Raw genomic sequence first — 13,632 nt, 5'->3', positions numbered from 1 at the left:
CGGCCATGACCTGCCACGTCATGGACGCCGAGCACCCGCCGGCCGACCATGCACCTCGGATGCCCTGAATTCCATCCGTCCTCACCTCATCAAGGAGTGCACCATGTCCCTCATCGCTTCCCTCACCTCCCCGGTCGGCCTGCGCCGCGTGCTCTGGGCCGATGCCCTGTCCGGCTCCGGCACCGCCGTGCTGCACCTGGCCCTGACCGGCTCGCTGTCCACCTTGCTGGGCCTGCCCGGCGCGCTGCTCAGCGCCTCGGGCATCCTGCTGCTGCTCTACGTCGCCCTGGCCGGCACGCTGGCCCTGCAGGCCACGCCGTCGCGCGCGCTGCTGGGCGTGCTGGTGCTCGGCAACTTCGCCTGGATGGCTGCCTGCCTCGCGCTGCTGTTCGGCGGCCTGGTCTCGCCCACGCCGCTGGGCCAGGCCTACCTGGTGGTGCAGGCGGTGGCGGTGCTGGTGCTGGCCGAGCTGCAATGGATGGCGCTGCGTCGCCAGCGGCCGGCCGCCCTGGCCTGAGGCGTGTGCGCCAGCGCACAGATGTGCGCGCACCGAGCGCCTACGCTGGATGGGCGCCCGCGACGGACCGGCCGTCGCGGGCGCCCATCGGTCTTTTTGAACAAGGAAAACAACCATGACGCTTGGAACCATCCTCCTGATCATCCTCATCCTGATCCTGCTCGGCGTCTTTCCCACCTGGCCTCACAGCCGCGGCTGGGGGTATGGGCCCAGCGGGGTGCTCGGGGTGGTGCTCATCATCGTGATCGTGCTGCTGCTCACCGGCCGTTTGTGACGCAATTCATGGCCGTCAGCACGGATTAGCGGGCTCCTGACAGAATGGACCGGTGTTTCACCGATTCCGTCAGGAGCCCCACATGCCCACGACCAGCCATTTCGCCCATCCCTTCGCCTCCACCGTCAAGACCTTCAAGACCGCCTCGGGCAAGAGCGGCCGCTTCTATTCCCTGCCGGCGCTGGCCAGACAGTACCCCTCTGTGAAGCGCCTGCCGGTGTCGCTGCGCATCGTGCTGGAGAGCGTGCTGCGCCATTGCGATGGCGAGCGCGTGACGCCCGACCACGTGGCGCAGCTCGCGCAATGGCAGCCCAACACCGCGCGCACCGACGAAATCCCCTTCACCGTGGCGCGCGTGGTGCTGCAGGACTTCACCGGCGTGCCCCTGCTGGCCGACCTGGCCGCCATGCGCAGCGTGGCCCAGCGCCTGGGCCAGGACCCGAAGAAGATCGAGCCGCTGGTGCCGGTGGACCTGGTGGTGGACCACTCGGTGATGGTCGACCACTACGGCACCAAGCAGGCGCTCGACCTCAACATGAAGCTGGAATTCCAGCGCAACAACGAGCGCTACCAGTTCATGAAATGGGGCATGCAGGCCTTCGACACCTTCGGCGTGGTGCCTCCGGGCTTCGGCATCGTGCACCAGGTGAACCTGGAGTACCTGGCGCGCGGCGTGCACATGAAGGGCGGCATGTACTACCCCGACACCCTGGTGGGCACCGACAGCCACACCACCATGATCAACGGCATCGGCGTGGTGGCCTGGGGCGTGGGCGGCATCGAGGCCGAGGCCGCCATGCTGGGCCAGCCGGTGTACTTCCTCACGCCCGACGTGGTGGGCTTCGAGCTCACCGGCCGCCTGCGCGAAGGCGTGACCGCCACCGACCTGGTGCTCACCGTCACCGAGATCCTGCGCCAGCACAAGGTGGTGGGCAAGTTCGTCGAGTTCTTCGGCGAAGGCACGGCTTCGCTCGCGCTGCCCGACCGCGCCACCATCGCCAACATGGCGCCCGAGTACGGCGCCACCATGGGCTTCTTCCCGGTGGACGAGAAGACGCTGGCCTACTTCCGCGGCACCGGCCGCAGCGCGGCCGAGATCGAGGCCTTCGAGGCCTACTTCCGGGCCCAGGGCCTGTTCGGCGTGCCGGCCAGCGGCGAGATCGACTACTCCAAGGTCGTCAAACTGGACCTCGGCCTGGTCACGCCGAGCCTGGCCGGCCCCAAGCGCCCGCAGGACCGCATCGAACTCGGCCAGGTGGCGCGCCAGTTCTGCGACCTGTTCAGCAAGCCCAACGACCAGAACGGCTTCAACCGCCCGGCCGAGCTGCTGCACACGCGCTACCACGCGATCGACAACGAGATGGCGCCCGTGGCCGTGCCCTCGGCCAAGCCCACGCCCGAAGGCGCGCCGCGCTTCGAGGTGGAGATGGTGGCGAACCGGCCGGTGCGTGCCAGCGCGCCGGTCAAGGAACCGCGTGGCGACCTCACCATCGGCAACGGCGACGTGCTGATCGCCGCCATCACCAGCTGCACCAACACCAGCAACCCCGGCGTGCTGCTGGCCGCCGGCCTGCTGGCCAAGAAGGCGGTGGAAGCCGGCCTCAAGGTGCAGCCGCACATCAAGACCTCGCTGGCCCCCGGCTCGCGCATCGTCACCGAATACCTCACCCAGACCGGCCTGCTGCCCTACCTGGAAAAGCTCGGCTTCGCGCTCGCCGGCTATGGCTGCACCACCTGCATCGGCAACGCGGGCGACCTCGCGCCCGAGCTCAACGCCGTCATCACGCAGAACGACCTCATCTGCGCCGCGGTGCTCTCGGGCAACCGCAACTTCGAGGCCCGCATCCACCCCAACCTCAAGGCCAACTTCCTCGCCAGCCCGCCGCTGGTGGTGGCCTACGCCATCGCCGGCAACGTCATGAAAGACCTCATGACCGAGCCGGTGGGCAAGGGCAAGGGCGGCAAGCCGGTGTTCCTGGGCGACATCTGGCCCAGCAGCGACGAGATCTACCAGCTCATGAAGTTCGCCATGAACGGCAAGGCCTACCGCGAGAACTACGCGCGCGTGGCGCAGCGAGCCCGGCAAGCTGTGGGAGCACATCAAGGGCGTCTCGGGCAACGCCTACACCTGGCCCAAGAGCACCTACATCGCCGAGCCGCCGTTCTTCGAAACCTTCCAGCTCGCGGCCACGGCGTCCGCCGAGCCGCCGGCGGTGCGTGGCGCGCGCGTCATGGCGCTGTTCGGCGATTCCATCACCACCGACCACATCTCGCCGGCCGGCAACATCGCCGAGAACTCGCCGGCTGGCCAGTGGCTGCTGGCGCATGGCGTGCTCAAGGCCGATTTCAACAGCTATGGCGCGCGCCGGGGCCACCACGAGGTGATGATGCGCGGCACCTTCGCCAACGTGCGCATCAAGAACCTGATGCTGGCCCCCTTGCCCGGCGGATCGCGCGAGGAGGGCGGCTGGACGATCTACCAGCTCGACGGCGTGGGCCAGGGCCAGAAGATGAGCATCTTCGACGCCGCCATGCGCTACCAGGCCGCCGGCGTGCCCACCGTGGTGTTCGCGGGCGAGGAGTACGGCACCGGCTCCAGCCGCGACTGGGCCGCCAAGGGCACCCAGCTGCTGGGCATCAAGGCCGTGGTGGCGCGCAGCTTCGAGCGCATCCACCGCTCCAACCTGGTCGGCATGGGTGTGTTGCCATTGCAATTCAAGGCCGGTGACTCCTGGGAAAGCCTGGGCCTGGCCGGTGACGAAACCATCGACGTGGTCCCGCACCCCGACCTGCTGCCGCAGAGCGAGGCCCGGCTGGTCATCACCCGCGCCAACGGCGAGCGCCGCGAGGTGAACGTCATTCTGCGCATCGACACGCCGGTGGAGGTGAACTATTACCGCGACGGCGGAATCCTCCCCTACGTCCTCAGGCAATTGTTGAGCGCTTGAGCCCGATGCCGCAACGCGGCATGATGTGTTTTCGTTCTGCCCTTCGGGAGTCGCCATGCGAAAGCCTGCCTTGTACAGCCCGTCCACCCGCCCCGGGGTGCCGAAGGCGGGCGCGCAAGGCGCCGGGCCGGCCGCTGCACAGGCCGACGCCCCGGTGGCACCCATCCCGCGCCGGCGCCGCTGGCGGGCCGCCGTCGCCCGCTGGGCGGCCAGCCCGCGCGTCATGTGGTCGGCCCTGGCCCTGCTCGCGGCCCTGCTGGCGGCCAGCGCCTGGCAGGGCAGCGCGAACGGGCCCAAGGCGCTGACGCAGAAGGACATCGACGCGGCCGTGCTGCGCACCCTCACCACCCAGAACATCCCGTCCAAGGCCGCGCGCGCGGCGGAGAAGATCCGCCCCGCCGTGGTGCGCGTCATGTCCTACGGCAAGGACAAGAAGGGCGAGGAGCAGGAAATGGGGGTGGGCACGGGCGTGGTGATCGTGGACAAGGGCATCATTCTGACCAACCTGCACGTGGTGCAGCACGCGCAGACCATCAAGCTGATGTTCGCCGACGGCACCGAATCCGGCGCCAGCATCACCGGCGTGCAGGCCCAGAACGACCTGGCCGTGCTGCAGGCCCACACCATCCCGGACGACCTGATCGCCGCCACCATGCGATCCACCGGCGACCTCGTGCCCGGCGACGAGGTGGTCGCGGTGGGCTTTCCCTTCGGCATCGGCCCCTCCACCTCGTCGGGCGTCATCTCCGGTTTCGACCGCGCCTTCAAGTCGCCCGAGGGCGAGCAGGAGATCGGCAACCTGATCCAGTTCGATGCCGCGGCCAACCCCGGCAACTCGGGCGGCCCGCTGGTCACCATGGACGGCGAGGTCGTCGGCATCGTCACCGGCATCCTCAACCCGACCAGCCACCGCACCTTCCTTGGCATCGGTTTTGCTGTGCCGATCGAGAGCGCCGCCAGCGCCGCCGGTCTGCCCCCGTTCTAGTTCTTCCTTTCTTCACAGGAGCGTTCCATGGACCAAAGCACCGCCCCCGACACCGCCCAGCTCATGGAGCAGATCCTGTACGAGGTCAAGCGCGTGGTGGTCGGGCAGGACCGGTTCCTCGAACGTGTCATGGTCGCCATGCTGGCCCAGGGCCACCTGCTGGTCGAGGGCGTGCCCGGCCTGGCCAAGACCCTTACCGTGAAGACGCTGGCCAGCGTCGTGCAGGGCCGCTTCAAGCGCATCCAGTTCACACCCGACCTGGTGCCCGCCGACCTCGTGGGCACGCGCATCTACAACCAGAAGACCGGCGACTTCAGCACCTCGCTGGGCCCCGTGTTCGCCAACCTGCTGCTGGCCGACGAGATCAACCGCGCGCCGGCCAAGGTGCAGAGCGCGCTGCTGGAGGTGATGCAGGAACGCCAGGTGACCATCGCCGGCGAAACGCACAAGGTGCCCAACCCCTTCCTGGTGATCGCCAGCGCAGAACCCGATCGAGACCGAAGGCACCTACCCGCTGCCCGAGGCGCAGGTCGACCGCTTCATGATGAAGGTGATGGTGGACTACCCGAGCGACGAAGAGGAGTTCGTCATCGTCGAGCGCGTCACCGGCCCGGCCGTCAACGTCAACGCGGTTGCGCACCACCGACCAGCTCGCCGCGCTGCAGGCGCAATGCCGGCAGGTGTACGTGGATCCTTCGCTCGTGCAGTACGCGGTCAAGCTGGTCTCGGCCACGCGCACGCCCGAGAAACACGGCATCAAGGACATGGCGCACCTCATCACCTTCGGCGCCAGCCCGCGCGCCACCATCGGCCTGGTGGAAGGCGCGCGCGCCCTGGCAATGCTGCGCGGGCGCAACTACGCCCTGCCCGAAGACATGACCGATCTCGTGCCCGACGTGCTGCGCCACCGCGTGGTGCTGTCCTACGAGGGCCTGTCCGAAGGCCTGACCAGCGAAACCCTGATCGGCCGCATCATGAAACACATTCCCGCGCCGGCCCGGCCGTTGGAACACGAGAAAAAGGTGGCTTGACATGCTTGGGCGGCTGTTCGGCAGGAAAGGCGGAGCGCCGGCGAACGCCGCGGCCGCCGCCACGCCGGTCGCGCGCCGGGCCGAGGCGCTGCTGCGCCGGCTCGAATGGACCGTGCTGCGCCGGCTCGACGGCCTGCTGCAGGGCGACTACCGCACCCTCATGCGCGGCTCCGGCCTCGACCTCGCCGACCTGCGCGAGTACCAGCACCACGACGACGTGCGCCACATCGACTGGAACGTGACCGCGCGCCTGCAGACGCCGCACGTGCGCGTGTTCACCGAAGACCGCGAGATGGCCGCCTGGTTTCTGCTCGACCTCAGCCCCTCGGTGGACTTCGGCTCGGGCGAGCAGCGCAAGAGCCAGGTGCTGCTGGACTTCACCGCCGTGCTCGCGCGCCTGATCGGGCGCCACGGCAACCGCGTGGGCGCCGTGCTCTACGGCTCGCGCGGCCAGCCCGTGGTGGACGCGGTGCTGCCCGCGCGCGGCGGCCGCACCCAGGTGCTGCGGCTCATGCAGATGGTGCTGCAGCCGCCGGTGCACGCCAACGCGAAGAACGGCGTGACCCAGCTCGCCGACCTCCTCAAGGCCGCTGTGCACACCGTGCGCCAGCGCGGCACCGTGTTCGTGGTGTCCGACTTCATCAGCGAGCCCGGCTGGGAGAAACCCCTGGGCGAACTCGCGCGCCGCCACGACGTGGTCGCCGTGCGCCTGCTCGACCCGCTCGAACTCGACTTGCCCGACCTCGGCCTGATCCCGATCCGGGACGCCGAGACCGGCGAACAGCTCCTGGTCGACACGCACGACTCGGGCTTTCGCCAGCGCTTCGCGCGCATCGCCGCGCAGCGCGAGGCGCAGCTGCGTGAAAGCCTGGGCCGCGCCGGCGTCGACACCCTGGAGCTGTCCACCGACGACGACCTGGCCGAGGCCGTGCTGCGTTTCATCGACCTGCGCAAGCGCCGCCTGCGCGAGACGCGCAACGGCACCGGCGCACGCCCTGTGCCCACCCAGTTGCCTACCCGGGACCGCCGCAGCTTCAGCGGCGTCCCACGCGAAGGAGCCCGTCCATCATGAACAACTGGCCCGTCACCTTTCTCTGGCCGCAGTTGCTGTGGTTGCTGCTCGCGCTGCCGCTGCTGGTGCTGCTCTACGTGTGGCTGCTGCGAAGGCGCAAGCAGACCGCGCTGCGTTATGCCAGCCTGTCCATCGTGCGCGAGGCCATGGGCAAAGGCCCGGGCTGGCGCCGCCACGTGCCCCCGGTGCTGCTGCTGCTGGCCATCGGCATCATGCTGCTGGCCTCGGCGCGGCCCATGGCCACCATCGTGCTGCCCTCGACCCAGCAGACCATCATCCTGGCGATGGACGTCTCGGGCAGCATGCGCGCCGAAGACGTCAAGCCCAACCGCCTGGTGGCCTCGCAGAACGCGGCCAAGGCCTTCCTGGCCGAACTGCCGCGCCATGTGAAGGTCGGCATCGTCGCTTTCGCGGGCTCGGCGCAGGTGGTGCAGCCCGTCACGCTCAGCCGCGAAGACCTGGTCACCGCGATCGACAAGTTCCAGCTGCAGCGCGCCACCGCCATCGGCAGCGCCATCGTGGTCTCGCTCTCCGAGCTGTTCCCCGAGCAGCGCATCAACCTCGGCGACATGACCTACAGCCGCAACACCGATCCGTTCGCGCCCAAGGGCCGCTCGCTCGACCAGCCCAAGCCCGACGAGAAGACCTTCACGCCTGTGGCGCCGGGCTCCTACACCTCGGCCGCGATCATCCTGCTCACCGACGGCCAGCGCACCACCGGCGTGGACACCGCCGAGGCCGCGAAGATGGCGGCCGAGCGCGGGGTGCGCGTCTACACCGTGGGCGTGGGCACGGTGGACGGCGAGATCATCGGCTTCGAAGGCTGGTCCATGCGCGTGCGGCTCGACGAGGAAAGCCTCAAGGAAGTGGCGCGCGCCACGCAGGCCGAGTACTACTACGCCGGCACCGCCGAGAACCTCAAGAAGGTCTACGAGACCCTGAGCTCGCGGCTGACGGTGGAGAAGAAGGAAACCGAAATCTCCGGTCTGCTGGCCCTGGCCGCCTCGCTGCTCGCGCTGCTGTCGGCAGGCCTGTCGGTGCTCTGGTTCAACCGCATCCTCTGAACGCCGAGGGCACGCGCCGGCACGTCGTGCAGCGGCCCGTGCGTCGGCGCGCCACGAAAAAGGCCTGAACGGCGAACCGTTCCGGCCCACCGGCTGCGCCTGCAGAACCGGTGCTGAGCGCCTCCCATTTCACCACCATCGCACCGCGCCCTCGGCCATGAGGCGCGGGCCTCTGCGCGCGCCTTGACGCCGCATCACCGGCCGTCGCATCCGGGAAAACACTTATCTCATGAACGAGACAAGTATCAAAAAAGATACTAGTATCAAAACATAGAAGAGATGTCGAACCTCGCCGAAGCCTTGCGGCGATGTCCCGTGCAACGAAAGCCCTGTGGGGTGGAGACTCAAATGAGCAAGAAAGATGCGGTGGATGGCTACAGCTGGAAAGCCCTGGCGGGCTCGGCGGTGGGCTATGCGATGGATGGATTCGACCTGCTGATCCTGGGCTTCATGCTCAGCGCGATCTCGGCCGAGCTGCAACTGACGCCCAGCCAGGCCGGGTCCCTGGTGACCTGGACCCTGGTGGGCGCGGTCTTCGGCGGCATCGTCTTCGGGGCACTGAGCGATCGGTACGGGCGCATCCGGGTGCTCACCTGGACCATCGTGCTGTTCGCCGTCTTCACCGGCCTGTGCGCGTTCGCGCAGGGCTACTGGGACTTGCTGATCTACCGCACGATCGCGGGCATCGGCCTGGGCGGGGAGTTCGGCATCGGCATGGCGCTGGCGGCCGAGGCCTGGCCCGCCAAACACCGCGCGCGGGTGTCCTCGTACGTGGCGCTGGGCTGGCAATGTGGCGTGCTCGGCGCCGCCTTGCTGACGCCCTTGCTCCTGCCCGTCATCGGCTGGCGTGGCATGTTCCTGGTGGGGGTGCTGCCCGCCCTGGTGGCCTGGGTGATCCGCAACAAGCTGCATGAACCCGAGGTGTTCGTGCGCCAGGCCGCCAGGCCGGCGTCGAAGGGGCAGGCCTTCAGGCTGCTGGTGAAGGACAAGGCGACCACGAAGATCAGCGCGGGCATCGTGGTGCTGTGCTCGGTGCAGAACTTCGGCTACTACGGAATCATGATCTGGATGCCCAGCTTTCTGGCCAAGCAGCTCGGATTCAACCTCACCAAATCGGCCCTGTGGACCTCGGTGACCATCCTCGGGATGATGGCCGGCATCTTCATCTTCGGCCAGCTGGCCGATCGCATCGGCCGCAAGCCCAGCTTCCTGTTGTTCCAGGCGGGCGCCGTGGCCATGGTGCTGTTCTATTCTCAACTGACCGACCCCATCCAGATGTTGTGGGCGGGTGCCGTGCTGGGCATGTTCGTCAACGGCATGCTGGGTGGTTACGGTGCGCTGATGTCGGAGGCCTACCCGACGGAGGCCCGTGCCACGGCGCAGAACGTGCTGTTCAACATCGGCCGCGGCGTGGGTGGGTTCGGGCCCGTGGTCGTGGGGGCGCTGGTCAGTGCCTATTCGTTCCAGATCGCCATCGCCTTGCTGGCCGCCATCTACCTGCTGGACATGGTGCGCACGGTGTTCCTCATTCCCGAACTCAAGGGCAAGGAGCTGGAATGACCGAAGCGCTCCAGCGTCTCCCGGCCGCACCGCGAGCCTGCGCCACCTTGACCGAGCGCGCCTGCTTCCAGCGCAATGCCGAGGCGGTGGCCTCGCACCGCTGCGAGGTGGTGGAGCACCGCTGGGTCAACGACCGCTACAAGTACCTCCGGCTCACCGCCGAGGTGGATCTCGCGGCCATCACCCGGCCCGGGCAGTTCTACCAGCTCAAGTGCCCGTCGACCGACGACATGAAGCCCTTCCTGCTGCGGCCGATGAGCGTCTATGGCGTCGGCCCCGCACCCGGCACGATCGAATTCCTCTACAACGTGACCGGCCTGGGCACGAAGGCCCTGGCGACGCTGGCCGTGGGGGGGCAGATGGACATCGTCGGCCCGCTGGGCAACACCTTCGTGCTGGACGCCAGTGTCCGGCGCATCCTGGTGGTGGCGCGGGGCGTCGGCCTGGCCACCATGGCGCCCTTGCTGCAACTGGCGGCGCGCTCGGGCATCGCCATCACGGCGGTGATGTCGGCACGCGCACCCCAGGACCTGATGCGCGACGAATTCCTGCGCGGTGCGCAGGCCGATGTGCACGTGGTCCATGACAGCGATGGCAGCTCGTCGGTCGAGGCGGTCGAGGCCCTGGTGCGCCGGCTGATGGACGCGCAGCACCACGACGTGGTCTACACCTGTGGATCGCACCGCCTGCTCATGTTGCTGCAGCAGGTGCTGAAGGACTATCCGCAGACGCGCGGTGAAGTCGCCATGGAACAGCGGATGGCCTGTGGCATGGGGGTCTGCCTCTCCTGTGTGCGGCTGTTCGATCACGGCGGCGACAAGCGGTTCCTGCGCGTCTGCCGCGAAGGCCCGGTGTTCTCGATCGATCAGGTGGTGGGGGAGGTGGAGTTTGGCTGATCTCAATGTCAAAGTGGGCGACGTCGCGCTGCGCAACCCCGTCATGCCCGCCTCCGGCTGCTTCGCGATCGAATACGCCGAAGCGCTGGACTTCAACCGCTTGGGCGCGCTGGTGATCAAGAGCGTCTCGCCGAAACCCCGCGCGGGCAACCCCACGCCGCGGGTGACCGAAACCCACGGCGGGATGATGAACTCCATCGGCATCCCGAGCAAAGGCCTGGAACACTACCGGCGCGAGGTGCTGCCGCCCTACACGCGGTTCGACACGCCGGTCGTCGTGTCCATCTCGGCCGACACGGTGGACGAGTTCGCGCAGGCCATCGAGGAGATGTCGCTGCCGGAGGTCGCCGTGATCGAGGCGAACATCTCGTGCCCCAACCTGGAGGCCGATGGCATGGCCTTCGCGATGACGCCCGAAACCACCTACAAGGTGGTGAGCGCCATCCGGCGACGAACCCAGCACCCGTTCTGGGTCAAGCTCACCCCCAACGCATCGCACATTGCCGCCGTGGCGAAAGCCGCCGAGGAAGCCGGGGCGGACGCCCTGGTGATGGGCAACACGGTGCTGGGCATGTCCATCGACGTCCGCACCCGCAAGCCCAAGCTGGGCAATGTGATGGGCGGCTTGTCCGGGCCCGCCATCAAGCCGATTGCCTTGCGCATGGTGCACCAGTGCTACCGCAGCGTGCGCATCCCGGTCATCGGTTGCGGCGGCATCTCCAACGCCGAGGACGCGGTCGAGTTCATGCTGGCCGGTGCCAGTGCCGTCCAAGTCGGCACCGCGTCGTTCATCGATCCCGGTGCGATGCAGAAGATCATCGATGGGCTTCACGCCTTCTGCGACGAGACCGGCGTGACCCACGTCCGCGAGTTGACCGGCCAGGTCCGGCTGGATCGGCAGCTGTCCGACCGCTGGTTGCGCTTTGCCCAGCAATCGGGTTGATGCCCACCGCCGGCGACTGCCATGAACCTTGTTGAACTTCGGCCCCTGGCCGAAAAACTCTTTGCCGACGTCCGTGAACTCTCGTTCGACGGGGTGGGCGTGACGCGGGAAAGCTACGGCCCGGGCGAAACCGCCACGGCGGACTACCTGCGGGACTTCGCGCGCTCGGAGGGGCTGGTGCGCACCTCGGACCGGGCCGCCAACGTGGTGTTCTCGCTGCCGGACGCGCCGGTGGACCGGCCTTCGGTCTGGATCGGTTCGCACATCGACTCGGTGCCGCAAGGCGGCAACTTCGACGGTCTGGCCGGGGTCGTGGCGGGCCTGCTGTGCCAGGTGGCCCTGCGGCGCCAGGGCGTCAGTCCCGCGGTGCCCATCCAGACCATCGCCTTCCGGGGCGAGGAGAGCGCCTGGTTCGGCAAGGCCTACATGGGCTCCGGCGCCCTGTTCGGCAAGCTGGGCGCCGAGGACCTGGCGCTGCGCCAGCGCAGCACCGGCGAGTGCCTGGCCGATTGCATGAAGCACAGCGGCGCCGACATCGAGGCGGTCCGCGCGCAGGACGTGCTCATCGACAAGGCGGCGGTCAAGGCCTATATCGAACTCCACATCGAGCAGGGGCCGGTGATGGTGGCGCGCCAGCTGCCACTGGCCGTGGTCTCGGGCATCCGTGGCAACGTCCGGCACAACCGCATCGAGTGCCTGGGCGATGCCCAGCATTCCGGCGTGGTGCCGCGCTGGCTCCGCCATGACGCCGTCTTCGCCGTCTCCGATCTCGTCATGCGGCTGGACGCCCACTGGCGGGCCTTGCTGGAACGCGGCACCGACCTGGTGGTGACGGTGGGCGTCCTGCAGACGGACCCGGCGGAACACTCCATATCGCGCATTCCCGGCCAGGTGGGCTTCAGCCTGGAGGCGCGCAGCAAAAGCACGGACACGCTCGAAGCCTTCTACCAGCTGGTGCAGGCCGAGGTGAGCGCGATTGCCCGTGAGCGGGGCGTGAGCTTCCGCTTCGACCGCCGCCTGTTGAGCGAGCCCGCCACCATGGACGAGCGCCTGTGCGCCCTGTTGTCGCAGGCTTGCGCGGACCAGGGGGCGGCCTACGAAGTCCTGCCCAGCGGCGCCGGGCACGACGCCGCGCTGTTCGCCAACGCGGGCATTCCCAGCGCGATGCTGTTCATCCGCAACCAGAACGGCTCGCACAACCCGCACGAGTCCATGGACCTCGACGATTTCATGCTGGGCGTGCAGGCGCTCTCCGTCGCGGCCAGCCGCATCGCCTGAAGAGGCCGACCATGACCGACCTGATCACGATCCGACGCCCCGACGACTGGCACCTGCATCTTCGCGATGGCGACGTGCTGGCCACCGTGTTGCCCTACACCTCAGGGTCGTTCGGCCGGGCGATGGTCATGCCCAACCTCCAGCCGCCGGTGACCACGGTGGAGGCGGCCCGCGCCTACCGCGAGCGCATCCTGGCCGCGGTGCCCGCGGGCGATCGCTTCATGCCCCTGATGACCGCCTACCTCTGCGACCATACGCCGCCCGACGAATTGCGCCGCGGCCACGAAGAGGGCGTGTTCAGCGCCGTCAAGCTGTACCCGTCGGGCGCCACCACGCATTCGGAATTTGGCGTGACGGACATGGCCAAGGTGGCGCCGGCGCTGGAGTGCATGCAGGCCATCGGCATGCCGCTGCTGCTGCACGGTGAGAGCACGGACCCGGCGGTGGACGTGTTCGATCGCGAGGCGGTGTTTCTCGAGCGCACGCTGCAGCCGCTGCTGCGCGACTTCCCCGCGCTGAAGGTGGTGCTGGAGCACATCACCACCGAAGAGGCGGCGCAGGTGGTGCGGTCCGATCACAGCGGGCGCCTGGGCGCGACCATCACGCCGCAGCACCTCCTGTTCAACCGCAATGCCATCTTCACCCAGGGCATCCGGCCGCACTTCTACTGCCTGCCGATCCTGAAGCGGGAGCGCCACCGGCTGGCCCTGATCCAGGTGGCGACCTCGGGCGACGCGCGCTTTTTCCTGGGCACCGACTCGGCGCCCCACGCGCGCGCGTTCAAGGAATCCGCCTGCGGCTGCGCCGGGATCTTCAATGCGCCCACCGCCCTGGCGGCCTACGCCACGGTCTTCGATCAGGCCGGCGCGCTCGATCGCCTGGAGGCCTTTGCAAGCCTCAACGGGCCCCGGTTCTACGGCCTCTCTCCCAACGAGGACACCCTCACCCTGCTGCGCGCGCCGCAAGCGGTGCCCGACAACGTGGCGCTGCCCGGCGGCGCGGCGATCCACCCTTTCCTGGGCGGGAGCACCGTGCCCTGGCAGGTGCGCCCGGCGCCATGAGCA

The 13,632-nt window shown here is 68.5% G+C and carries 10 protein-coding genes and 2 pseudogenes; all 12 read left to right on the top strand.

Translation table 11 applies throughout. The annotated features are described in order from the left end of the window. The first annotated feature begins 103 nt into the window (after positions 1-103). The 12 genes and pseudogenes from ACFJI0_RS16410 (at position 104) to pyrC (ending at position 13,629) form a co-directional block, all read left to right on the top strand. Positions 104-517, top strand: a complete 414-nt coding sequence (locus ACFJI0_RS16410; RefSeq protein WP_382321185.1) for a hypothetical protein — start codon at positions 104-106, stop codon at positions 515-517. Between the two features lie 115 nt (positions 518-632). Further along, a complete protein-coding gene (locus ACFJI0_RS16405) occupies positions 633-791 on the top strand; it encodes a DUF3309 family protein (protein WP_297403479.1) in 159 nt (52 codons plus the stop codon). Between the two features lie 82 nt (positions 792-873). Beyond that, positions 874-3,739 (top strand): annotated as a pseudogene (locus tag ACFJI0_RS16400) (aconitate hydratase). 55 nt (positions 3,740-3,794) lie between these two features. Further along, the gene (locus ACFJI0_RS16395; RefSeq protein ID WP_382321184.1) at positions 3,795-4,724 is read left to right on the top strand and encodes a S1C family serine protease; all 930 of its coding nucleotides are present in this window, start codon (positions 3,795-3,797) and stop codon (positions 4,722-4,724) included. 27 nt (positions 4,725-4,751) lie between these two features. Then, positions 4,752-5,755, top strand: a pseudogene (locus tag ACFJI0_RS16390) (AAA family ATPase). Position 5,756: 1 nt separating this feature from the next. Further along, positions 5,757-6,827, top strand: coding sequence for a DUF58 domain-containing protein (locus ACFJI0_RS16385; RefSeq protein WP_382321181.1), 1,071 nt, complete (start codon positions 5,757-5,759; stop codon positions 6,825-6,827). After that, positions 6,824-7,891 carry a VWA domain-containing protein gene (locus ACFJI0_RS16380; RefSeq protein WP_382156004.1) on the top strand — a complete coding sequence of 356 codons (1,068 nt, stop codon included), beginning with the start codon at positions 6,824-6,826 and terminating at the stop codon, positions 7,889-7,891. Before ACFJI0_RS16385 ends, ACFJI0_RS16380 begins: the two co-directional genes overlap by 4 nt. Before the next feature lie 348 nt (positions 7,892-8,239). Continuing rightward, positions 8,240-9,451, top strand: coding sequence for an MFS transporter (locus ACFJI0_RS16375; RefSeq protein WP_382321178.1), 1,212 nt, complete (start codon positions 8,240-8,242; stop codon positions 9,449-9,451). Then, complete coding sequence (locus ACFJI0_RS16370) at positions 9,448-10,347, top strand: dihydroorotate dehydrogenase electron transfer subunit (RefSeq protein WP_382321176.1); 900 nt, start codon at positions 9,448-9,450, stop codon at positions 10,345-10,347. The genes ACFJI0_RS16375 and ACFJI0_RS16370 overlap by 4 nt, the downstream gene beginning before the upstream one ends. Next, complete coding sequence (locus tag ACFJI0_RS16365) at positions 10,340-11,290, top strand: dihydroorotate dehydrogenase (RefSeq protein ID WP_382321173.1); 951 nt, start codon at positions 10,340-10,342, stop codon at positions 11,288-11,290. Before ACFJI0_RS16370 ends, ACFJI0_RS16365 begins: the two co-directional genes overlap by 8 nt. Positions 11,291-11,311: 21 nt before the next feature. After that, on the top strand, positions 11,312-12,568 hold the full coding sequence (locus ACFJI0_RS16360; protein ID WP_382321171.1) for a hydantoinase/carbamoylase family amidase: 1,257 nt from the start codon (positions 11,312-11,314) through the stop codon (positions 12,566-12,568). Between the two features lie 11 nt (positions 12,569-12,579). Then, positions 12,580-13,629, top strand: a complete 1,050-nt coding sequence (gene pyrC / locus ACFJI0_RS16355) for a dihydroorotase (RefSeq protein ID WP_382321168.1) — start codon at positions 12,580-12,582, stop codon at positions 13,627-13,629. The last annotated feature ends 3 nt before the right edge of the window (positions 13,630-13,632 follow it).

This window comes from Hydrogenophaga sp. UC242_53, assembly GCF_042696965.1.
Taxonomy (GTDB): Bacteria; Pseudomonadota; Gammaproteobacteria; order Burkholderiales; family Burkholderiaceae_C; genus Hydrogenophaga.
This window is presented reverse-complemented; position numbering and strand designations above follow the sequence as displayed.